24 protein-coding genes are annotated in these 20,112 nt (G+C 72.1%); 5 read left to right on the top strand and 19 right to left on the bottom strand.

Annotated elements, in window-relative coordinates:
• Positions 1-107: 107 nt before the first annotated feature.
• The 10 genes from STRBO_RS0129355 to hisI all read right to left on the bottom strand — a co-directional run bounded on the left by STRBO_RS0129355 (position 108) and on the right by hisI (position 8,314).
• Positions 108-881: a DsbA family protein gene (locus STRBO_RS0129355; protein ID WP_005478126.1), complete on the bottom strand. Its 774-nt coding sequence runs from the start codon at positions 879-881 to the stop codon at positions 108-110.
• Positions 882-997: 116 nt separating this feature from the next.
• On the bottom strand, positions 998-1,816 hold the full coding sequence (gene trpA, locus STRBO_RS0129360) for a tryptophan synthase subunit alpha (RefSeq protein ID WP_005478127.1): 819 nt from the start codon (positions 1,814-1,816) through the stop codon (positions 998-1,000).
• Complete coding sequence (gene trpB / locus STRBO_RS0129365; RefSeq protein WP_020115239.1) at positions 1,813-3,096, bottom strand: tryptophan synthase subunit beta; 1,284 nt, start codon at positions 3,094-3,096, stop codon at positions 1,813-1,815. The genes trpA and trpB overlap by 4 nt, the downstream gene beginning before the upstream one ends.
• Before the next feature lie 251 nt (positions 3,097-3,347).
• Positions 3,348-3,671 carry a tryptophan biosynthesis modulator TrpM gene (trpM, locus tag STRBO_RS46090; protein WP_005478131.1) on the bottom strand — a complete coding sequence of 108 codons (324 nt, stop codon included), beginning with the start codon at positions 3,669-3,671 and terminating at the stop codon, positions 3,348-3,350.
• 7 nt (positions 3,672-3,678) lie between these two features.
• Positions 3,679-4,488: an indole-3-glycerol phosphate synthase TrpC gene (gene trpC, locus STRBO_RS0129370; protein WP_020665626.1), complete on the bottom strand. Its 810-nt coding sequence runs from the start codon at positions 4,486-4,488 to the stop codon at positions 3,679-3,681.
• 172 nt (positions 4,489-4,660) lie between these two features.
• Positions 4,661-5,167 carry a DUF2752 domain-containing protein gene (locus tag STRBO_RS0129375; RefSeq protein ID WP_005478135.1) on the bottom strand — a complete coding sequence of 169 codons (507 nt, stop codon included), beginning with the start codon at positions 5,165-5,167 and terminating at the stop codon, positions 4,661-4,663.
• A 73-nt stretch (positions 5,168-5,240) separates the two neighbouring features.
• The gene (locus tag STRBO_RS0129380) at positions 5,241-5,513 is read right to left on the bottom strand and encodes an HGxxPAAW family protein (RefSeq protein WP_028796906.1); all 273 of its coding nucleotides are present in this window, start codon (positions 5,511-5,513) and stop codon (positions 5,241-5,243) included.
• 155 nt (positions 5,514-5,668) lie between these two features.
• Positions 5,669-6,316 (bottom strand): TIGR02234 family membrane protein, encoded by a 648-nt coding sequence (locus STRBO_RS0129385; protein WP_005478139.1) that lies wholly within the window; start codon positions 6,314-6,316, stop codon positions 5,669-5,671.
• 52 nt (positions 6,317-6,368) lie between these two features.
• Entirely contained in the window at positions 6,369-7,847 is a 1,479-nt protein-coding gene (locus tag STRBO_RS0129390; RefSeq protein WP_005478140.1) for an anthranilate synthase component I, read from the bottom strand.
• A gap of 11 nt (positions 7,848-7,858) precedes the next feature.
• Positions 7,859-8,314 (bottom strand): phosphoribosyl-AMP cyclohydrolase, encoded by a 456-nt coding sequence (hisI, locus tag STRBO_RS0129395; protein ID WP_005478142.1) that lies wholly within the window; start codon positions 8,312-8,314, stop codon positions 7,859-7,861.
• A 168-nt stretch (positions 8,315-8,482) separates the two neighbouring features.
• On the opposite strand from hisI, the gene STRBO_RS0129400 reads away from it, so the two are divergent.
• Positions 8,483-9,118, top strand: a complete 636-nt coding sequence (locus tag STRBO_RS0129400; RefSeq protein WP_020115242.1) for a TIGR03085 family metal-binding protein — start codon at positions 8,483-8,485, stop codon at positions 9,116-9,118.
• A 73-nt stretch (positions 9,119-9,191) separates the two neighbouring features.
• On the opposite strand, the gene hisF is transcribed toward STRBO_RS0129400, so the two are convergent.
• From hisF to hisD, 8 genes are read right to left on the bottom strand one after another with little or no spacing between them, the layout of a single operon-like run.
• Positions 9,192-9,947 carry an imidazole glycerol phosphate synthase subunit HisF gene (gene hisF / locus STRBO_RS0129405; protein WP_005478147.1) on the bottom strand — a complete coding sequence of 252 codons (756 nt, stop codon included), beginning with the start codon at positions 9,945-9,947 and terminating at the stop codon, positions 9,192-9,194.
• 34 nt (positions 9,948-9,981) lie between these two features.
• On the bottom strand, positions 9,982-10,374 hold the full coding sequence (locus STRBO_RS0129410; RefSeq protein ID WP_005478148.1) for a RidA family protein: 393 nt from the start codon (positions 10,372-10,374) through the stop codon (positions 9,982-9,984).
• A gap of 16 nt (positions 10,375-10,390) precedes the next feature.
• The gene (gene priA, locus STRBO_RS0129415) at positions 10,391-11,113 is read right to left on the bottom strand and encodes a bifunctional 1-(5-phosphoribosyl)-5-((5-phosphoribosylamino)methylideneamino)imidazole-4-carboxamide isomerase/phosphoribosylanthranilate isomerase PriA (RefSeq protein WP_005478150.1); all 723 of its coding nucleotides are present in this window, start codon (positions 11,111-11,113) and stop codon (positions 10,391-10,393) included.
• A 2-nt stretch (positions 11,114-11,115) separates the two neighbouring features.
• Entirely contained in the window at positions 11,116-11,757 is a 642-nt protein-coding gene (gene hisH, locus STRBO_RS0129420; RefSeq protein WP_020115243.1) for an imidazole glycerol phosphate synthase subunit HisH, read from the bottom strand.
• Positions 11,754-11,918, bottom strand: a complete 165-nt coding sequence (locus STRBO_RS43950; RefSeq protein ID WP_005478154.1) for a hypothetical protein — start codon at positions 11,916-11,918, stop codon at positions 11,754-11,756. The genes hisH and STRBO_RS43950 overlap by 4 nt, the downstream gene beginning before the upstream one ends.
• Complete coding sequence (hisB, locus tag STRBO_RS0129430; RefSeq protein WP_005478155.1) at positions 11,915-12,517, bottom strand: imidazoleglycerol-phosphate dehydratase HisB; 603 nt, start codon at positions 12,515-12,517, stop codon at positions 11,915-11,917. Before hisB ends, STRBO_RS43950 begins: the two co-directional genes overlap by 4 nt.
• The gene (locus STRBO_RS0129435) at positions 12,514-13,623 is read right to left on the bottom strand and encodes a histidinol-phosphate transaminase (protein WP_005478156.1); all 1,110 of its coding nucleotides are present in this window, start codon (positions 13,621-13,623) and stop codon (positions 12,514-12,516) included. Before STRBO_RS0129435 ends, hisB begins: the two co-directional genes overlap by 4 nt.
• A complete protein-coding gene (hisD, locus tag STRBO_RS0129440) occupies positions 13,620-14,942 on the bottom strand; it encodes a histidinol dehydrogenase (RefSeq protein ID WP_005478158.1) in 1,323 nt (440 codons plus the stop codon). The genes STRBO_RS0129435 and hisD overlap by 4 nt, the downstream gene beginning before the upstream one ends.
• Positions 14,943-15,146: 204 nt before the next feature.
• Between hisD and STRBO_RS0129445 the strand changes: the two genes are divergently transcribed.
• The 4 genes from STRBO_RS0129445 (at position 15,147) to ybaK (ending at position 19,381) form a co-directional block, all read left to right on the top strand.
• A complete protein-coding gene (locus tag STRBO_RS0129445; RefSeq protein WP_005478160.1) occupies positions 15,147-16,730 on the top strand; it encodes a hypothetical protein in 1,584 nt (527 codons plus the stop codon).
• 278 nt (positions 16,731-17,008) lie between these two features.
• Positions 17,009-18,052, top strand: a complete 1,044-nt coding sequence (locus STRBO_RS0129450) for a hypothetical protein (protein WP_005478162.1) — start codon at positions 17,009-17,011, stop codon at positions 18,050-18,052.
• Between the two features lie 70 nt (positions 18,053-18,122).
• Positions 18,123-18,863, top strand: a complete 741-nt coding sequence (locus STRBO_RS0129455; protein WP_005478163.1) for an LON peptidase substrate-binding domain-containing protein — start codon at positions 18,123-18,125, stop codon at positions 18,861-18,863.
• Positions 18,864-18,880: 17 nt separating this feature from the next.
• Positions 18,881-19,381: a Cys-tRNA(Pro) deacylase gene (gene ybaK, locus STRBO_RS0129460; RefSeq protein ID WP_005478166.1), complete on the top strand. Its 501-nt coding sequence runs from the start codon at positions 18,881-18,883 to the stop codon at positions 19,379-19,381.
• Between the two features lie 45 nt (positions 19,382-19,426).
• Here ybaK and STRBO_RS0129465 read toward each other — a convergent pair whose 3' ends face one another.
• Positions 19,427-20,092 carry a hypothetical protein gene (locus tag STRBO_RS0129465; RefSeq protein ID WP_005478168.1) on the bottom strand — a complete coding sequence of 222 codons (666 nt, stop codon included), beginning with the start codon at positions 20,090-20,092 and terminating at the stop codon, positions 19,427-19,429.
• Positions 20,093-20,112: the final 20 nt, after the last annotated feature.

The raw sequence follows: 20,112 nt of genomic DNA on the forward strand, positions 1-20,112 counted from the left end.
TCGGGCCCGGCCGACGGCGGGCGGCCCGGCAACGGGTCCATAACGCCGTGTCACCTCTGGCGCGACGCCTCACCGCCCCCGGCAGCCCCTCGGCTCACACGCCGCTCTCACCCTTTTGCCCTCGCCTCCACCATCTGCTTCAGCTTGGCGGGGGTCATGGACTGGTCCGCGTAGATGTTGGTGCCGTTGAGGAAGACGCTCGGCGTGCCGGAGAAACCGCCCTTCTGGAACGCCTCGTTCGACTTGGCGACCCAGCTGTTGTGCTTGCCGTCCTCGACGCAGGTGCGGAAGGGCGCGGTGTCCAGTCCGTCCACCTTCTTCGCCAGGTCGAGGAGCTTGGTCTCGTCGGCGAAGTCGTCGTTCGTCTCGGGCGGCTGGTTCTCGTAGAGCACGTCGTGGTAGGCCGGGAAGCTGCCCTCGTTCTGTGCGCAGGCGGCGGCGTTGGCGGCCTTGCGGGAGCCGCTGCCGCCCATGTTCCCGTCGATCAGGGTGGCGAGGTGGTACTCGACCTTCAGCTTTCCGGCCTCGGTCAGCTCGTGGATCGTGGAGCGGTAGGCGTCCTCGAAGGACTTGCAGGCCGGGCAGCGGAAGTCCTCCCACACCGAGAGGGTCGACTTCGCGCCGGGGTCCCCGACGGGGATCGCGAGGCTGTCCTCGCCGTTGGCCCCCGAGGGGGCCACGACCGGGCCCGCGCTGTCGGCGTCGTCCTTGCCCGCGTTCGCCGCCACGACGCCGATCACGGCGGCCAGGCCCAGCACGCCCAGCACCGAGGCACCCACGATCAGGACCTTGCGGCGCTTCTCGGCGGTCTTCTGCTTCTCGCGCTCCTCCGCCAGCCGTTCCCGGGCGGTGCGCTTTCCCTCACGGTTCTTCTCGCTCACATCCCGCAGAACGAACCGGGGAGGCGCACCGCGCCTCCCCGGTCCCACTTCCACCCGTTCGAGTGAGCGTTCTGCCCGTTACGTCCGGTCGGCCCCGTACGACAAACGGGTGAACGTCACGCGCCCCGGCGTACGCCCTTCGCGAGGTCGCCCGCCAGCTCGCGCACGGCGTCCAGACCGGCCGCCTCGTCGGGAGCGTCCAGCATCCGCTTCACGAACGCGGAGCCGACGATCACGCCATCGGCGAACCCGGCGACCTCGGCGGCCTGCTCGGCGTCGGAGACGCCGAGCCCGACGCAGACCGGCAGGCCCGAGCCCGTGGCCCGGGTGCGTTCCACCAGGTCCTGGGCCTGCGCGCCGACCGACGCCCGGGTACCCGTGACCCCCATCAGCGAGGCGGCGTAGACGAAGCCGCTGCCCGCCGCGGTGATCTCGGCGAGCCGCGCGTCCCTGCTGCTGGGCGCGACGACGAAGACCGTGCCGAGCCCGTGCTTCGCGGCGTGCTCCCTCCACAGCGCCGACTCCTGGACGGGCAGGTCGGGCAGGATGCAGCCCGCGCCGCCCGCCTCCGCCAGCTCGGCCGTGAAGCGCTCGACGCCGTAGCGGTCGATGGGGTTCCAGTACGTCATGACGAGGACGGGCTTCCCGGTGGCCTCGAAGGCCTCCCGGACCGTCCGCATCACGTCGGCGATCTTGACGCCGCCGCGCAGGGCGATGTCGTCGGCGGTCTGGATGACGGGTCCGTCGAGGACCGGGTCGCTGTGCGGCAGCCCGACCTCGACGACGTCGGCGCCGCCCTCGAAGACGGCCTTGATGGCGGCGATGCCGCCGTCGACGGTCGGGAACCCGGCCGGCAGATAGGCGATGAGCGCGGACCGGCCCTCCGCCTTGGCGGCGGCGAGGGTGTCGCTCAACAGCTGGATGTTGCCGCTCACTTGGCGTCCCCCTCGATCTCGGCGAGATCGGCCGCGTCGGCCGCGACCTCGGCGTCGGTGTCGTACAGGCCGAAGTAGCGCGCGGCCGTGTCCATGTCCTTGTCGCCGCGCCCGGACAGGTTGACGACGATCAGCCCGTCCTTGCCCAGTTCCCTGCCGACCTCCAGGGCGCCGGCGAGCGCGTGGGCGCTCTCGATCGCCGGGATGATGCCCTCGGTGCGCGACAGCAGACGCAGCGCCTGCATGGCCGCGTCGTCGGTGACCGCGCGGTACTCGCCCCGGCCGCTGTCCTTGAGGTACGCGTGCTCGGGGCCGATGCCCGGGTAGTCGAGGCCGGCCGAGATCGAGTACGGCTCGGTGATCTGGCCCTCCTCGTCCTGGAGGACGTACGAGCGCGAGCCGTGCAGGATGCCGGGTTCACCGGCGGTGAGCGTCGCCGCGTGCTCGCCGGTCTCGATGCCGTGGCCGGCGGGTTCGCAGCCGACGAGGCGTACGCCGGCGTCGGGGATGAAGGCGTGGAAGAGTCCGATGGCGTTGGACCCGCCGCCGACGCAGGCCACGGCGGCATCCGGCAGTCGTCCGGCGCGTTCGAGGATCTGGCGCCGCGCCTCGACCCCGATGACACGGTGGAAGTCACGGACCATGGCGGGGAAGGGGTGGGGGCCGGCGACCGTTCCGAACAGGTAGTGGGTGCGGTCGACGTTGGCGACCCAGTCCCGGAACGCCTCGTTGATGGCGTCCTTGAGGGTCCGCGAGCCGGATTTCACGGCGATGACCTCGGCGCCCAGCATGCGCATGCGGGCGACGTTGAGGGCCTGCCGCTGGGTGTCGATCTCGCCCATGTAGATCGTGCAGTCGAGCCCGAAGAGCGCGCAGGCCGTGGCGGTGGCGACGCCGTGCTGGCCCGCTCCCGTCTCGGCGATGACCCGGGTCTTGCCCATGCGCCGGGTGAGCAGGGCCTGCCCGAGCACGTTGTTGATCTTGTGTGACCCGGTGTGGTTCAGGTCCTCGCGCTTGAGGAACACCCGCGCTCCGCCGGCGTGCTCGGCGAACCTCGGCACCTCGGTGAGCGAACTGGGCCGCCCGGTGTAGTGCACGAGCAGGTCGTCGAGCTCGCGCGCGAACTCGGGGTCGTGCTTGGCCTTGTCGTACTCCACGGCGACCTCGTCCACGGCGGCGACCAGCGCCTCCGGGATGAACTTGCCGCCGAACGCGCCGAAATACCCCTCGGCGCTGGGAACCTGACCCTCGGGGTCGGGAATGAAGAACTCACTGGACATGCGGATACCTCGCAGGGGCATGGGCCCGAAGTTGGCCGGACTATGACTCGCAACGACTCGCGGTGATCACGTACGCGCGCCGCCCCCGGCGCCGTCGACCCGCCGCCGCGGGTTTCACCCGCCACGACGGCGAGCGACCACGACGGCGAGCGACCACGACGGTGTCGTTCGGCGGTGCCGAAACCGACCGGAAGCGCCCTCGGCGACCGTCGGGGCGAGAACACCCGGCGGTCAGGGAAGGCGGACGCGGCTCAGCTGCCCGCAGGGCATCGGCGCGCACGTGACCGGGGCCATCGCATGCCGTTCACCTGACCCGGCTCGTCACCGATGACGTACCGGACCCGGCGCCCGTGGACCCGGCGGGCGGGTGCCCGGCAGCCACGGGGACGGCACCCGCGCGCGAGGCGGGCGTAGGGGTCCCTGGTCGTCATGGAGATCGAGAACATCGGGGCACAGCCTACCGGCCCCGGCTCACCCGTGTGGGTGACCTCGGCCGATACGGAGGCTCCCCCGCACCCCGGCGCCCCGGCCGGGACGGGTCCCGGCCGGTCGGCGGCGAAGGCGCGGTCGGTCATGGCGGGGTCAGCCCCGCCCGTGCCGCAGCGCCGGGTGCTCGCCGGCGGCGACGAGGTCGGCGACGGCGGTCTTGGGGTCCTTGCCGGTGACGAGGGACTCGCCCACGAGGACGGCGTCGGCGCCGGCGTTGGCGTAGGCGATGAGGTCGTGCGGGCCCCGGACGCCGGACTCGGCGATCTTGATGAGGGAGTCGGGGATCTCGGGGGCGACCCGCTCGAAGGTGGTGCGGTCGACCTCCAGGGTCTTGAGGTTGCGGGCGTTGACCCCGATCACCCGGGCACCGGCATCGACCGCGCGTTCGACCTCGTCCTCGTCGTGGACCTCGACGAGCGGGGTGAGCCCGATGGACTCGGCACGCTCGATCAGCGACTCCAGCGCCGGCTGGTCGAGGGCGGCGACGATCAGCAGCACGACATCGGCGCCGTACGCCCGCGCCTCCCACAGCTGGTACGAGGTGACGATGAAGTCCTTGCGCAGGACGGGGATGTCCACGCGCGCGCGGACGGCCTCCAGGTCGGCCAGCGAGCCGCCGAAGCGGCGCTGTTCGGTGAGGACGGAGATGATCGCCGCGCCACCCGCCTCGTAGTCGGCCGCGAGACCGGCCGGGTCGGCGATGGCGGCGAGCGCGCCCTTGGAGGGGCTGGACCGCTTGACCTCGCAGATCACCTTGACGCCGTCGCCGCGGAGGGCGGCCGCGCCGTCCTTGGCCGCAGGAGCCTTCGCCACGCGCTCCTTGAGCTCGTCGAGGCTGACGCGCGCCTGCCGTTCCGCGAGGTCGGCACGGACTCCGTCGATGATCTCGTCGAGCACACTCACGCGAGCGGCCCCCTTTCAGACGGTGGAAATCGGTGACAACGTTTGACCGTCACGCATTGACAGTCGAGCGGTTCTCATGGTTCGGGCAGTTCACTGTGATGGTATCCGCAGGAGGGCGTAGGCCTCGCATCCGGTTGACGGCGGTCCCACTACCTGGACGTTCACCATTTGATCAAGGATGGAGCCAGCCACCGAACGGCAGGTTCCGGACAACCGTGAAGACCAGCGCCGACGCGCCGAGCGACCACATCTGCACGGGCCCGAGGCGCAGGCGCAGGGATCGTCCGCGCGCGGTACGGACCACCCATACGGTCCACAGCACCGCGAAGCCCAGGAAACCCGCCACGGCCAGCGCGTTGTCGGTGAGGGCGGTCGCGAGGTCGCCGTGCGCGAAGGCGTGCGCGCTGCGCAGACCGCCGCAGCCGGGGCAGTACAGGCCGGTCAAGCGCCACAGCGGACACACCGGGTAGTGGCCGGGTTCGTTGGGGTCCACGGCCGCCACGTACGCGAAGGCCCCGCCGACGGCCGCGAGCACCCCGGCGGGCACCGCGAGCGCGCGGAGCGTGCGTCCGGTGGTCCGAGGAGGGCCGCCGGTCGCGACGGTCGCATCGACCGGCTCGGCGCCGTGGACGCGCGGCGGTGGCGCGGTCGGCTGGGTGTCGGCGTTCACACACCGCATTGTGCCCCGCGCGGGCCGTACGCGCGCCGGAGGGACGGCCCGCGGTGACACGGGACCGTCCCTCCGGCGGGGGTCAGCCCTTGGCGCCGGCCGGCTCGGGGGTGGTCACGCTCTGCGCGCGGACCGCCGCCGTCTCGTACGCGGCGTGCGCGTCCTTCGGCTGGCCCATGCCCATGGCGCGCATGACCATGCCGACGACGCCGCCGAGGACGACGATGACCATGCCGGCCCAGAATCCCAGCGGCTGGGCCATCACCATGTAGGCGCCCGAGACGCAGAAACCGATGAAGGCGATGGTGACGCCGGTCCAGGCGGCCGGGGTGTGACCGTGGCTGCTGCCCGCCATGACTTGCTCCTCGTTGTTCATTGCGTCGTGCTCGATGCGTGACGCTCGATGCCTGTGCTGAGTCGGACGCTCGTCGTCCATTGTTCCGTACGGGTACGGGTGCCATGAGCGGGGGTGTCCACTCTCACGTTCCCGGCTCCGTGCGGCTCGGCGCCTCAGGCCGGGCCGGGCCCCGTGGGATCCTCGCCCCGGTCCAGGGCCTTCCACATGTCCTCGGGCCGGTCGGGGTCGACCGGACGGACCTTGCGCGGCCGGGGCGTGCCGTCGCGTTCGTAGCGGCCGGACATCGCGGGCCACTGCCGTCCGTAGCGCAGCGCGAGCAGCCCGGCGAGCAGGATGAGCGCGCCACCGGCGGCCGCGACGTACGGCCAGCCGGTGTGGCTGAGCGCGTCGACGGTCGCGGCGGTGTCACCGGAGGCCTCGGCCGCCTTGCCGTCGAGCGCGGTGCCGTCCCGGGCGCCGAGCAGCGCGGCGGCGATGATGCCCGCCCCGGAGAGGGCGAGCAGCGCGGCGACCAGGACGCGCCCGGACCGGCGTACGGCGAATACGGCGACGAGCGCGGCGAGACCCACCACCGCGAGCGCTGCCGGCACGCCCGTGACATCGCTGCCCTGGGCGGTCAGCGGGAAGTCGCCGCCCGCCAGCGAGATGGTGCCCTCCGACCAGCGCTGTCGGCTGGCGAGCAGCGCGACGGCCGCGCCGAGGGCACCGCTGAGCAGCGCCAGGGCGAGACTGCGCCGGCCGGCACGGACGGACGCGGGTTCGGAACGGGGGTGGTCTGGTGCTGCGGTCACGTACTCCACTATCGCCTGCCCCCCGGGTGGAGCGTCACCCGGGGCGCACGTGAGAAGCGCCCTACTCTCCCAACCGGTTGGCCGTGTGCACCGCGCGCAGGACCGCCGCCGCCTTGTTGCGGCACTCGGTGTCCTCCGCGAGGGGGTCGGAGTCGGCGACGATGCCGGCGCCGGCCTGGACGTAGGCCGTGCCGTCGCGCAGCAGTGCCGTGCGGATGGCGATGGCGGTGTCGGAGTCGCCCGCGAAGTCGAGATAGCCGACGCAGCCGCCGTACAGGCCCCGGCGGGAGGGTTCCAGCTCGTCGATGATCTGCATCGCGCGCGGCTTGGGGGCGCCGGAGAGGGTGCCGGCGGGGAAGCAGGCGGTCAGGACGTCGAAGGCGGTACGGCCCGCCGCGACCCGGCCGGTGACGGTGGACACGATGTGCATGACGTGGGAGTACCGCTCGACGGACATGAAGTCGACGACCTCGACCGAGCCCGGCTCGCAGACCCGGCCCAGGTCGTTGCGGCCCAGGTCGACGAGCATCAGGTGCTCGGCGCGCTCCTTGGGATCGGCGAGCAGTTCGTCGGCGAGGGCCTGGTCCTCCTGCGGGGTCGCCCCCCGGTGCCGGGTGCCGGCGATGGGGTGGACCATGGCCTGTCCGTCCTCGACCTTGACCAGGGCCTCGGGGGAGGAACCGACGACGTCGAAGCCGTCGAAGCGGAACAGGTACATGTACGGGGACGGGTTGGTCGCCCGCAGGACGCGGTAGACGTCCAACGCGCTTGCCGTGCACGGGGTCTCGAAGCGCTGGGAGGGGACGACCTGGAAGGCCTCGCCGGCCCGGATGCGCTCCTTGATGTCCTCGACGGCCGTCTGGAAGTCGGGGCCGCCCCACAGCGCGGTGTACTCGGGCAGCTCCGAGGGCGGCAGGGCCGCCGGGGGCTGGGCGACGGGCCGCGTGAGGTCGGCCTCCATGGCGTCGAGGCGGGCGACGGCGTCGGCGTGGGCCTCGTCGACGCCCGTGTCCAGGTCGTTGTGGTTGATGGCGTTGGCGATCAGCAGGACCGAGCCCTCCCAGTGGTCCATGACCGCCAGGTCGCTCGTCAGCAGCATGGTCAGCTCGGGCAGCTTCAGGTCGTCCCGTCCGCCGGGGCCGATCTTCTCCAGGCGGCGCACGATGTCGTAGCCCAGGTAGCCGACCATGCCGCCGGTGAAGGGGGGCATGCCCTCCTGGTGGGGGGTGTGGAGGGCCTCGATGGTGGCGCGCAGGGCGGCGAGGGGGTCGCCGTCCACGGGGACGCCGACGGGCGGGGTGCCGAGCCAGTGGGCCTCGCCGTCGCGGGCGGTGAGGGTGGCGTGGCTGCGGACGCCCACGAAGGAGTAGCGAGACCACGAGCGGCCGTTCTCCGCGGACTCCAGCAAAAAGGTGCCGGGGCGCTCGGCGGCGAGCTTGCGGTAGAGCCCGACCGGGGTGTCGCCGTCGGCGAGGAGCTTGCGGCTGACGGGGATGACCCGGCGGTCGCCGGCCAGTTTGCGGAACGTCTCGAGGTCCATGGCGGCTGACCTTACTGATCCAGTGACGGTACGTCGGAACCGGCGGCGCTCCCGACGCCTTCCACGGCCTTGAGGACGTCCTCGTCGAAGCAGGTGCGGGCGCCGGTGTGGCAGGCGGCGCCGACCTGGTCGACCTTGACGAGGACGGTGTCGGCGTCGCAGTCCAGGCTGACGGACTTCACCCACTGGAAGTGCCCGGAGGTGTCGCCCTTCACCCAGTACTCACGGCGGCTGCGCGACCAGTACGTGCAGCGGCCGGTGGTGAGCGTGCGGTGCAGGGCCTCGTCGTCCATCCAGCCGAGCATGAGCACCTCACCGGTGTCGTACTGCTGGGCGATGGCGGGCAGGAGCCCGTCGACGCCGCGCTTGAGGCGGGCGGCGATCTCGGGATCCAGCGCGCTGGGCGTGCCGGGGCCGGCGGGGGCTCCGGGACCGTGGGGGCTGCTGGAGGACGGCGTGCGGGTCATGCGTGCCATTGTGCCGCGCCGGGCCGGGCGGCCTCGTCCGTTGTCCACAGGCCGGACCCTCTTGTCGTACGAATGACCGGTCGTCGGGCGACCGTCCGGGTATCCGTGGCCACGCATCGGCCGGACCTGCGCTGGGCGCGGGGGTGCCCCGGTCGTAGGGTGGCTGTCATGTCTACCCATGCCAAGCGTGAACGGCTTCTCTTCGCCGACCTGTTGGAGACCGCGGGCCCCGAGGCCCCCACCCTGTGCGAGGGCTGGACGACCCGTGATCTGGCCGCGCACGTGGTCGTGCGCGAGCGCCGCCCGGACGCCGCCGGGGGCATACTCATCAAACAGCTCGCGTCGCGCCTCGACCGGGTGATGGAGGAGTTCGCCGCCAAGCCGTACGAGGAGCTGATCCAGCTCGTGCGTACCGGTCCGCCGCGTTTCTCGCCCTTCAACCTCAAGCAGATCGACGAGGCGTCGAACACGATCGAGTTCTACGTCCACACCGAGGACATCCGCCGCGCCCGTCCCGAGTGGACCCCGCGCGAGCTGGACCACGTCTTCCAGGACGCCCTGTGGTCCCGTCTGGAGCGCACGGCCCGCCTCATGGGCCGCCGCTCCCCCACCGGCCTGGTCCTGCGCCGCCCCGACGGGCGGACGGCGGTGGCCCACCGCGGCGCCCCGGTCGTCACCGTCACCGGCGAGCCCGCGGAGCTGCTGCTGTTCCTCTACGGCCGGCAGCAGGTCGCCGATGTCGAACTGGAGGGTGAGAAGGAGGCGATCGCCAAGCTGCACGAGACGAAGCAGCTGGGCATCTGACGCCCGACCGCCTGATCCCGAACGCCGGATCCCTGCCCCCCCTCGGGCGGCCGGGATCCGGCGGGGCGCGAGGTCACCGCACCGGGTGACCCGCCCCCCGCAGCGCGTTCTTGACCTCGCCGATGCGCAGGTCGCCGAAGTGGAAGACGGAGGCGGCGAGGACGGCGTCGGCACCCGCTTCGACGGCCGGGGCGAAGTCGGCGAGCCGGCCGGCGCCGCCGGAGGCGATGACGGGGACGGTGACGTGCTTGCGGACGGCCGTGATCATCTCCAGGTCGTAGCCGTCCTTGGTGCCGTCCGCGTCCATGGAGTTGAGCAGGATCTCACCGGCGCCCAGTTCGGCGGCGCGGTGGGCCCACTCCACGGCGTCGATGCCGGTGCCCTTGCGGCCGCCGTGGGTGGTGACCTCGAAGGATCCGGCCTCGGTGCGGCGGGCGTCGACCGACAGGACCAGCACCTGGCGGCCGAAGCGCTCGGCGATCTCGCGGATGAGGTCGGGGCGGGCGATCGCCGCCGTGTTGACGCCGACCTTGTCGGCGCCCGCCCGCAGCAGCTTGTCCACGTCCTCGGCGGTACGGACGCCGCCGCCGACCGTCAGCGGGATGAACACCTGCTCGGCGGTGCGGCGCACCACGTCGTACGTCGTCTCGCGGTTGCCCGACGAGGCGGTGATGTCCAGGAACGTCAGTTCGTCGGCGCCCTCGGCGTCGTACACCTTCGCCATCTCGACGGGGTCGCCCGCGTCGCGCAGGTTCTGGAAGTTGACGCCCTTCACGACCCGGCCGTTGTCCACGTCCAGGCAGGGGATGACTCGGACCGCCAGGGTCATGAATCCACGGCTCCTAACAAGGGTTCTGGAGGGCCTAGCCCCTGAATGCTTCGATCTCTACTTCGACGAGGATGCGCGGGTCGACGAAACCCTCGACGACCAGCAGGGTCGCGGCCGGACGCACCGGGTCGAAGATCTCCTTGTGGGCCCGCCCCACGGCCTCCACGTCCCGCATGTGGGTCAGGTACATCCGCGTGCGGATCACGGCCTCGGCGCCGAGGCCGAACTCGCCGAGTGCCTGGACCGCGCTGGTGAAGGCGACCTTGGCCTGTTCGTACGGGTCGCCCTCCCCGTGCAGTACCTCGCCCCTGAAGGCCGTGGTGCCCGCCACCAGGACGCGGTCACCCGCCGCGACGGCGCGCGCGAAACCGATGGACTCCTCCCAGGGACTCCCGCTCTGCACCCGCCGCACGCCTTCGGACGTCATGACGTTGTGTCCGGTTTCATGACGTGGCCTCCAGTGCTTCTTCCAGGGTGAACGCTTTCGCGTACAGGGCCTTGCCGACGATGGAACCCTCGACGCCGAGGGGCACCAGTTCGGCGATGGCCCGCAGGTCGTCGAGGGACGACACGCCGCCGGACGCCACGACCGGGCGGTCCGTCGCGGCGCACACGTTGCGCAGCAGCTCCAGGTTGGGGCCCTGCAGGGTGCCGTCCTTGGCGATGTCCGTGACGACGTAGCGGGCGCAGCCCTCCTTGTCGAGGCGCTCCAGCGTCTCGTAGAGGTCGCCGCCGTCGCGGGTCCAGCCGCGACCGCGCAGGGTGGTGCCCTTCACGTCGAGGCCGACCGCGATCCTGTCGCCGTGCTCGGCGATGACCTTGGCGACCCACTCGGGGGTCTCCAGGGCGGCCGTCCCCAGGTTGACCCGGGTGCAGCCGGTGGCCAGGGCCTTCGCCAGGGAGGCGCCGTCCCGGATGCCGCCGGACAGCTCGACCTTGATGTCCATCGCCCGGGTGACCTCGGCGACCAGGTCCCGGTTGTCGCCGGTGCCGAACGCGGCGTCCAGGTCGACCAGGTGCAGCCACTCGGCGCCCGCGCCCTGCCAGGCGAGGGCGGCCTGGAGCGGGGAGCCGTAGGAGGTCTCCGTGCCGGACTCGCCGTGGACGAGCCGGACCGCCTGGCCGTCGCGGACGTCGACGGCGGGAAGGAGTTCGAGCTTTGCCATGGCTACAGGGTTCCGATCCAGTTGGTCAGCAGCTGCGCTCCGGCGTCGCCGGACTTCTCGGGGTGGAACTGCGTGGCCCACAGGGCGCCGTTCTCCACGGCGGCCACGAAGGGCTTGCCGTGCGTGGACCAGGTGACCCTGGGGGCGGTGAGCGCGGGGTTGTGCGTCTCCAGGGACCAGTCGTGGACGGCGTAGGAGTGCACGAAGTAGAAGCGGGCGTCGGCGTCGAGGCCGGCGAACAGCCGGCTGTCGGCCGGAGCCTCGACGGTGTTCCAGCCCATGTGCGGCACGATCTCGGCCTGGAGCGGCTCGACGGCGCCGGGCCACTCGTCGAGGCCCTCGGTCTCCACCCCGTGCTCGATGCCGCGTGCGAAGAGGATCTGCATGCCGACGCAGATGCCCATCACCGGGCGGCCGCCGGAGAGCCGGCGGTCGATGATCCAGTCGCCGCGCGCCTCCTTCAGCCCCTTCATGCAGGCGGCGAAGGCGCCGACGCCCGGCACGAGCAGCCCGTCGGCGTTCATGGCGCGGTCGAAGTCACGCGTTATCTCGACCTCGGCACCGGTGCGTGCGAGGGCGCGCTCGGCGGAGCGCACGTTGCCGAAGCCGTAGTCGAAGACGACGACCTTCTTGGGGGCGCTCAATTCCACACCTCCAGCCTCATGACACCGGCGACCAGACACATCGCGGCGCCGACGGAGAGCAGCACGACGAGCTGCTTCGGCATCCCCTGCTTGACGAAGGAGATGATCCCGCCGACCAGGAAGAGGCCGACGACGATCAGGACGGTCGACAGGCCGTTCACAGCGCGCCCTTCGTGGAGGGCAGGATGCCGGCCGCGCGCGGGTCACGCTCGGAGGCGTAGCGCAGGGCCCGCGCCAGCGCCTTGAACTGGCACTCGACGATGTGGTGCGCGTTGCGCCCGTACGGCACGTGCACGTGCAGCGCGATCTGGGCCTGGGCGACGAAGGACTCCAGGATGTGCCGGGTCATCGTGGTGTCGTACTCGCCGATCATCGGCGCCATCTTCTCGGGCTCGGTGTGCACGAGGTACGGGCGGCCGGAGAGGTCGACGGTGACCTGGGCGAGGGACTCGTCCAGCGGGACCGTGCAGTTGCCGAAGCGGTAGATGCCGACCTTGTCGCCGAGGGCCTGCTTGAAGGCGGCGCCCAGCGCGAGGGCGGTGTCCTCGATGGTGTGGTGGGAGTCGATGTGCAGGTCGCCGTCGGTCTTCACGGTCAGGTCGAACAGACCGTGGCGGCCGAGCTGGTCGAGCATGTGGTCGTAGAAGCCGACCCCGGTGGAGATCTCCGTGCGGCCCGTGCCGTCGAGGTCTATCTCGACGAGGACCGAGGTCTCCTTGGTCGTCCGTTCGATTCTGCCGACGCGGCCTTGGCGAGTCATGCGTGCTGCTCCTTCTTCAGTTCACGTACCGCGTCGAGGAACGCGTCGTTCTCGGCGGGAGTTCCGGCGGTGACCCGCAGCCATCCCGGTACACCGTTGTCCCGGACCAGGACGCCCCTGTCGAGGATGCTCCGCCAGACCTCGTGCGCGTCCTCGAACCTGCCGAACTGCACGAAGTTCGCGTCGGACTCGGTCACCTCGTAGCCGAGGGCGCGCAGTTCGGCGACGAGCCGGTCCCGCTCCGCCTTCAGCTGTTCGACGTAGCCGAGGAGGGTGTCGGTGTGCTCCAGGGCGGCCAGCGCGGTCGCCTGGGTGACGGCGGAGAGGTGGTACGGCAGCCGGACGAGCTGGACGGCGTCGACGACCGCCGGGTGCGCGGCGAGGTAGCCGAGGCGCAGGCCGGCCGCGCCGAAGGCCTTGGACATCGTCCGCGAGACGACCAGGTGGGGCCGTCCGTCGAGCAGGGACAGCAGCGAGTCGCCGTGGCTGAACTCGACGTAGGCCTCGTCGACCACCACCATCGACGGCTTGGCCGCCTGCGCGGCGTCGTGGAGGGCGAGGACGGTCTCGCGCGAGACCGCGTTGCCGGTGGGGTTGTTGGGGGTGGTGATGAAGACGACGTCCGGCCGGTGCTCGGCGATCGCCTTCTCGGCGGCGGCGAGGTCGATCGTGAAGTCCTCGCGGCGGGGACCGGAGATCCAGCCGGTGCCCGTGCCGCGCGCGATCAGGCCGTGCATCGAGTACGAGGGCTCGAAGCCGATAGCACTGCGGCCGGGTCCGCCGAAGGTCTGCAGAAGCTGCTGGATGACCTCGTTGGAGCCGTTGGCCGCCCAGACGTTCGCCGCCTCGACCCCGTACCCGGACGTCTTCGTCAGGTACTCGGCGAGCCGCGTCCGCAGCTCCACCGCGTCCCGGTCCGGGTAGCGGTTGAGCCGGCGGGCCGCCTCCCGCACCCGCTCGGCGATCCGCTCGACCAGCGCCTCGGGCAGCGGGTAGGGGTTCTCGTTGGTGTTCAGCCGTACGGGGACGTCGAGCTGGGGCGCGCCGTAGGGGCTCTTGCCGCGCAGTTCGTCCCGTACGGGAAGATCGTCGATTCCGAAGCTCACTTGCCGGGCACCTTCCAGCCGAACCTTGCCTTGATCGCCGCGCCGTGCGCGGGCAGGTCCTCCGCCTCCGCCAGCGTCACCACGTGGTGCGCGACCTCGGCCAGCGCGTCCTTGGTGTAGTCGACGATGTGGATGCCGCGCAGGAAGGACTGGACGGACAGACCGGAGGAGTGGCAGGCGCAGCCCCCGGTGGGGAGCACGTGGTTGGAGCCGGCCGCGTAGTCGCCCAGGGAGACCGGCGCCCAGGGGCCGATGAAGATCGCGCCGGCGTTGACCACCCGCTCGGCGACCGCCGCGGCGTCGGCCGTCTGGATCTCCAGGTGTTCGGCGCCGTAGGCGTTGACGACCCGCAGGCCCTCGTCGACGCCGTCGACCAGCACGATCGCGGACTGCCGCCCGGCCAGCGAGGGACGGATCCGGTCCTCGACGTGCTTGGTGGCCTCGACCTGCGGCTGAAGTTCCTTCTCCACGGCGTCGGCGAGGGAGACGGAGTCGGTGACGAGCACGGCGGCCGCGAGCGGGTCGTGCTCGGCCTGGCTGATCAGGTCGGCGGCGACGTGCACCGGGTCGGCGGTGTCGTCCGCGAGGACCGCGATCTCGGTCGGGCCTGCCTCGGAGTCGATGCCGATGACACCGGTGAAGTACCGCTTGGCGGCGGCCACCCAGATGTTGCCCGGCCCGGTGACCATCGGGGCCGGCGGGCAGGACTCGGTGCCGTACGCGAACATCGCGACGGCGGTGGCGCCACCGGCCGCGTACACCTCGTCGACGCCGAGCAGCGCGCAGGCCGCGAGGATCGTGGGGTGCGGGAGCCCGTCGAACTCGGCCTGCGCCGGGGAGGCGAGGGCGATCGAGGGGACACCGGCCTCCTGCGCCGGGACCACGTTCATGATCACGGAGGAGGGGTAGACCGAGCGGCCGCCGGGGGCGTACAGGCCGACGCGCTCGACCGGCACCCATTTCTCGGTCACGGTGCCGCCGGGGACGACCTGGGTGGTGTGGGTGGTGCGGCGCTGCTCGCGGTGGACGATGCGGGCGCGGCGGATCGACTCCTCCAGGGCCGCGCGGACGGCCGGGTCGAGCTGCTCCAGCGCCTGCGCGAGGACCTCGGCCGGGACCCGGACGGACGTCAGACGGACGCCGTCGAATTTCTCCGCGAAGTCGATCAGCGCCGCGTCGCCCCGATGATGCACGGCCTCGCAGATCGGACGCACCTTCTCCAGGGCGGCCGAGACGTCGAAGTCGGCTCGGGGCAGCAGGTCGCGCAGGGCGGGTCCCTCCGGGAGGGCGTCGCCGCGCAGGTCGATTCGGGAGATCACGTTCCCAATTCTCTCAGACCCGCGTCGGCCGTCATCCGCGCGTTCCAGTGGGTGATACGGGTAGGCCGGGGAACCTGGAAGATCACCTTCACGTCTTGTGTTCAGGACGTCACCCAGCGGGCATCACCAGCGTAAACAGTTGCGCGATACACGTGGATGCGCGTGAGTGCACGCGAGGGGCGCAGGACGGGGAAGGGAACAGGCGTGAGCGAGGGGCCCGGCATCCGGGACGACGGAGATCTGCCGGACGACCTGACCGCCGCCGAAGCGGGCATGTGGCAGGCCTTCCGCAACGGCAGCGTGTACGACCTGCGCGACGGGGACGTCGCCGTGGACGACCCGCACGGCGGCCACCCCTGGGGGCCCGAGCGGAGCGTGCGGGCGCGGATCGTGGCCTGGCTGCTGCTGGACGGGCCGCCCGCGCTGGCCGGGCGGGTCTCGGCACTGAAGCTGGTCGGCGTCCAGATCAAGGGCGTCCTGGAGCTGGCGGGCGGCCAGGTGGTGCCGTACGTGGAGATGAAGGGCTGCCGGTTCGAGAAGGAGATCCTGGTGCCGGAGGCGCGGTTCACGACCGTGCGGCTGGTGGACTGCTCGGTGCCCCGGCTGGAGGCGGCCCGGCTGCACACGGAGGGTGATCTGCATCTGCCGCGCTGCCGGTTCCACAACGGGGTGCGGCTCGCGGACGCCCACATCGGCACCGATCTGCTGCTCAACCAGGCGGTCGTCTACCGCGACCGGCACGGCCGCTCGCTCTCCGCCGACGGGCTGACCGTCGCCCAGGACGTCCAGGCCGAGATGCTGGAGTCGCACGGCGAGCTGAGCCTGCGCGGCGCGACCGTCGGCGCCTCGCTCAGCCTGCGCGGCAGCCGTCTCGCCAACCCCTACGGCCGCCTCGCGCTGAACGCGCCCCAGCTGACCGTCGAGCGCACCCTGTACCTGACCCCGGCCGGCATCGGCAATCCGCTGCACACCAGCGGCAGCACGCCCGCGCGCGGCACCCGCGTGCAGCGGTTCGAGTGCACGGGCGGGATCCGGCTGGACGACGGGCGCTTCGGTGACTCGGTCGACCTGGAGCGGGCCCGCTTCACCTTCACGGACGAGCAGGAGCTGTCGCTGCGCCGCGTCCAGGTGCCCGAGCTGCGCTTTCTCGGCGACCGGCCGGAGCGCGGCAAGGTCGTCCTGTCCGGGGCGCGCGTCGGCGTCCTGATCGACAAGTCGGAGAGCTGGCCCGGCCCGGGCAATCTGCACATGGGCGGTTTCCAGTACGAGACCCTCGTGCCGCGTGGCCAGTTCCCGCTGGTCGAGCGGCTGGAGTGGGTGGCGGCGGCGACCGCCGAGTACAGCCCGGAGCCCTACGAGCGACTGGCGAGCGTGCTGCGGACCGGTGGGGACGACGAGGGCGCCCGCGAGGTGCTCCTCGCCAAGCAGCGCCACCGGCGGGAGAACCTGCCGCTCGCGGCCAAGCTCTGGGGCCACGCGCAGGACTGGACCGTCGCCTACGGGTACCGGCCGGGCCGGGCGGCGGTGTGGATGGCGGTGCTGTGGGCGCTGACCTCGCTGGCCTTCTCGCAGTCGGACCATCCGCCGATGAAGAGCGGCGAGCACCCCCACTGGAGCCCCTCCCTGTTCGCCCTGGACCTGCTGCTGCCGATCGTCGACCTCGGCCAGGTCGGCTACTGGCAGCTGCGCGGCGGCTGGCAGTGGCTGGCCGCGGTGGTGATCATCCTGGGCTGGATCCTCGCGACGACGGTGGCGGCGGGCGCAACCCGGCTCCTGAGCAGGAACTGACCGGTTCTCCCCTGTTCTCACCGGTTGTCAACCGTTCACACCTGTTCTCACCCGTTGCCTCCGGTTGCCTCCGGTTGCTCCGGTTGCCTCCGTTGTCTCCGGTTGTCTCTGGAGGCCCCTCGATGCCCCGGACCTTAATCTGGGCAGCACACAACCGGACTCGCCCTCCCGTCGTCTTGCCAGCAGAACCACCGGTCGCGATCTTCCCGGTCGCGAAACCACGACGGCGAGGACACCGGCCCGCGGGAGCGGCGCCGGTTCAAGCGCAAGGGGGTGTCATGGGGCCGCTGCGCGCGCTCGTGCGTACCGTCCGGATGGCACGTCACACCTCCCGGCTCGCCGTCGGCCTGGTCGCCGACGACGAGGTACTGCTCGACGCCCCGGACGAACGGCTCGGACCCGCGCTGGTGGCGGCGGGCCGCGGTGAGTACGCGCCGGCGGCGAAGCTGCTGGCGACCACCCGGGAGGCCGCCGAGTGGGAGAACCGCGACCGGTACGCGTTACGCCTCGCCACCTTCGCCCACGCGCGCGACGCGTGGCTGCGGGCCTGGCACGCGGCCGCCCCGCACGACCCGGACGTTCTGCTGATCAGGGCCGAGCTGGCGGTGACCCGCGGCTGGGACTCCCCCGCCCGGGTCGAACTGCTGCGCGAAGTGGGTCCGTTGGTCGCCGCTGCCGCGGAGGGCGAGCCGCGCGACCCGGTGCCCTGGCGGATCGCGCTCGACCACGCCCGGGGCACGGGCCTCGGCCACACCGGGTTCGAGCGGCTGTGGGCGGAGGCGGTCCGTCGCTCCCCGCACCACTACGGGTGTCATGTATCGGCCCTGAAGTACCTCTCGGCCGCCTGCTGTGCTCGGTGGGGGGACACCCCCCACACATCCCGGTGCTCGCACCGCGAGTGCTTCGACTTCGCCGAGCGGGCCGCCGAGGACGCGCTGCCCGGCTCCCTCGTCCGGGCCCTGCCGGTCCGGGCGGCGCTGGCGTACCTCACCGAGGGCGGTGGTGCCGTGATCCCCCGCGCGCGGCTGGACGAGGCGGCGGACGGCGCGATCGCGCTCTCCGCCGAGTACGCGCCGGGCGATCCCTGGCCCGCGGAGGTCCGCAACCTGCTGACCTACGTCCTGATCCGCCTGGAACGCTGGCCCGACGCGCTGGCCCAGCTGCGCATGATCGGCCCGTACGCCACGTCCTTCCCGTGGGACCGGATGTCCGACGATCCGCTGGGCCAGTTCCTGCACCTGCGGGACGGCGTACGGCTCGAAGTGGCGTGCTCGATCCCGCTGCGCGCACGGCCCGAGCGGCCGGGACGGGCCGCAGGATAGCGTCCGCCGGAGGTCACCAAACGAGTACGGACGAACGCGCGCGCCCCGACGACCATTAGGCTCTGGCCTCGTGACCACCGTCCGGCTGCCGCTCTTCCCCCTGAACTCGGTGTTGTACCCGGGGCTCGTGCTACCTCTGAACATCTTCGAGGAGCGCTATCGCGCCATGATGCGCGAGTTGCTGAAGACCCCCGAGGACCAACCCCGCCGCTTCGCCGTCGTCGCCATCCGCGACGGCCACGAGGTCGCGCCGAGCGCCCCCGGCATGCCTGATCCGACGGCCCAGCCCGACCGGGGCCCGACCGCGGGCTTCGGCGACGAGCCGACCAAGGCGTTCCACTCCGTGGGCTGCATCGCGGACGCGGCGACCATCCGGGAGCGCGACAACGGCACGTACGAAGTCCTCGCGACCGGGACCACCCGGGTGCGGATCCTCTCGGTGGACGCCTCGGGCCCGTTCCTCGTGGCGGATCTGGAGGAGCTGCCGGAGGACGCGGGCGACGAGGCGGGCGCTCTCGCGGAGGGTGTCCTGCGGGCGTTCCGCCAGTACCAGAAGCGGCTCGCGGGCGCCCGGGAGCGCTCGTTGTCCACGGGTGCGGACCTGCCGGACGAGCCGGCCGTCGTCTCGTACCTGGTCGCCGCCGCGATGATGCTCGACACGCCCGCCAAGCAGCGGCTGCTGCAGGCTCCCGACACGGCGTCCCGGCTGCGCGACGAGCTGAAACTCCTGCGCGCCGAGTCCGCCATCATCCGTAGTCTGCCGTCGTTGCCCGCGTCGGAGCTGACGCGGAGCCCGACGAGCCTCAACTGACGCACACGGATAGGCCGATGGCGAAGAAGTCGAAGAAGCAGCAGGCGGGCGGCACGCCCGCGACGGTGGCCCTGAGCGCGGCGGGCGTGGAGTTCACCGTGCACGCCTACGAGCACGATCCGGCGCATCCGTCCTACGGCGAGGAGGCGGCCGAGGCGATGGGTGTGTCCCCCGAGCGGGTGTTCAAGACCCTGGTGGCGGACGTCGACGGCGCGCTCGTGGTCGCGGTCGTGCCGGTGGCGGGTTCGCTGGACCTGAAGTCGCTGGCGACGGCGGTCGGCGGCAAGCGGGCGGCGATGGCGGATCCGGCTCTGGCGGAGCGCACGACGGGGTATGTCCGGGGCGGCATCTCCCCGCTCGGCCAGCGCAAGAAGCTCCGTACGGTGCTGGACGCGTCCGCGGAGGGTCACGCCACGATCTGTGTCTCCGCGGGGCGGCGGGGGCTGGAGGTCGAGCTGTCCCCTCAGGACCTGCTGAAGCTGACGGAGGCGGTTGCCGCGCCGATCGGCCGCGCGTGACCCCTCCGCGGGGTGGTCGGGGTGCCCCGACCACCCCGAGTGCCCTCACGCACTCGGCGAAGACGTACCGTACCCGTCCTCGAACGGCGGCTCCGGATCCCGCGGCCCGAACAGCGCGGTCAGGCACAGATGCACCAGCAGCGCCGCCATCGGCCACGCCAGCAACGCCCCCTTCGCGGCCAGCTTCAGCGGCGCGGAGAACGTCACCCCCTGCCCGACCTCCTTCGCCCGCGCCGCGACATCGGTCTCGGGCCCGAGCCACACCCCCAGCCGCCACGCCAGCACCCCCGCCAGCAGCCCGCCGACGGTGAGCGCCGCGACGAGCGGCACCCCGCCGCGCCGGCGCAGCAGGAAGACGACGATCGCGCACAACGCGCCGGCGCCCAGGGCCAGCAGCACGAACGTCCCGTCGACCCCGACGGCCTGTTCGCCCTCGGTGTCCTCGAAGTAGACCGCCGACCCGTCGGAGACGAGCGGCACGTGCGGCGCGAGCCACCACCACAGCAGACCGAGCACCGCACCGCCGAGCACCGCCGTGACCACGGTGACGACCGCGGCCTCGATCAGTTCGGTCCGCAGTCCGGGACCGGCCGGCTTCTGCGGCTCGTACCAGAGTTCCGCCTCGCCCCCGCCGCTGGTGGGCGGCGGACCCCAGGGGTCGTTCGGGGACTGGTTGTGCGGCGGCGGAGGGGGAGTCAACGGTGCGGTCACCCTGCCATCGTGCCAGGCCC

This window comes from Streptomyces bottropensis ATCC 25435, assembly GCF_000383595.1.
GTDB lineage: Bacteria > Actinomycetota > Actinomycetes > Streptomycetales > Streptomycetaceae > Streptomyces > Streptomyces bottropensis.

Bases quoted from the DNA above. Each gene is read 5' to 3' on its own strand.
- trpB (WP_020115239.1), bottom strand. From the start codon at position 3,096: ATGTCCAGTGAGTTCTTCATTCCCGACCCCGAGGGTCAGGTTCCCAGC.
- trpM (WP_005478131.1), bottom strand. From the start codon at position 3,671: ATGACCGACCGCGCCTTCGCCGCCGACCGGCCGGGACCCGTCCCGGCC.
- STRBO_RS0129375 (WP_005478135.1), bottom strand. From the start codon at position 5,167: ATGCGGTGTGTGAACGCCGACACCCAGCCGACCGCGCCACCGCCGCGC.
- STRBO_RS0129380 (WP_028796906.1), bottom strand. From the start codon at position 5,513: ATGGCGGGCAGCAGCCACGGTCACACCCCGGCCGCCTGGACCGGCGTC.
- STRBO_RS0129390 (WP_005478140.1), bottom strand. From the start codon at position 7,847: ATGGACCTCGAGACGTTCCGCAAACTGGCCGGCGACCGCCGGGTCATC.
- hisI (WP_005478142.1), bottom strand. From the start codon at position 8,314: ATGACCCGCACGCCGTCCTCCAGCAGCCCCCACGGTCCCGGAGCCCCC.
- STRBO_RS0129400 (WP_020115242.1), top strand. From the start codon at position 8,483: ATGTCTACCCATGCCAAGCGTGAACGGCTTCTCTTCGCCGACCTGTTG.
- hisF (WP_005478147.1), bottom strand. From the start codon at position 9,947: ATGACCCTGGCGGTCCGAGTCATCCCCTGCCTGGACGTGGACAACGGC.
- STRBO_RS0129410 (WP_005478148.1), bottom strand. From the start codon at position 10,374: ATGACGTCCGAAGGCGTGCGGCGGGTGCAGAGCGGGAGTCCCTGGGAG.
- priA (WP_005478150.1), bottom strand. From the start codon at position 11,113: ATGGCAAAGCTCGAACTCCTTCCCGCCGTCGACGTCCGCGACGGCCAG.
- hisB (WP_005478155.1), bottom strand. From the start codon at position 12,517: ATGACTCGCCAAGGCCGCGTCGGCAGAATCGAACGGACGACCAAGGAG.
- STRBO_RS0129450 (WP_005478162.1), top strand. From the start codon at position 17,009: ATGGGGCCGCTGCGCGCGCTCGTGCGTACCGTCCGGATGGCACGTCAC.
- ybaK (WP_005478166.1), top strand. From the start codon at position 18,881: ATGGCGAAGAAGTCGAAGAAGCAGCAGGCGGGCGGCACGCCCGCGACG.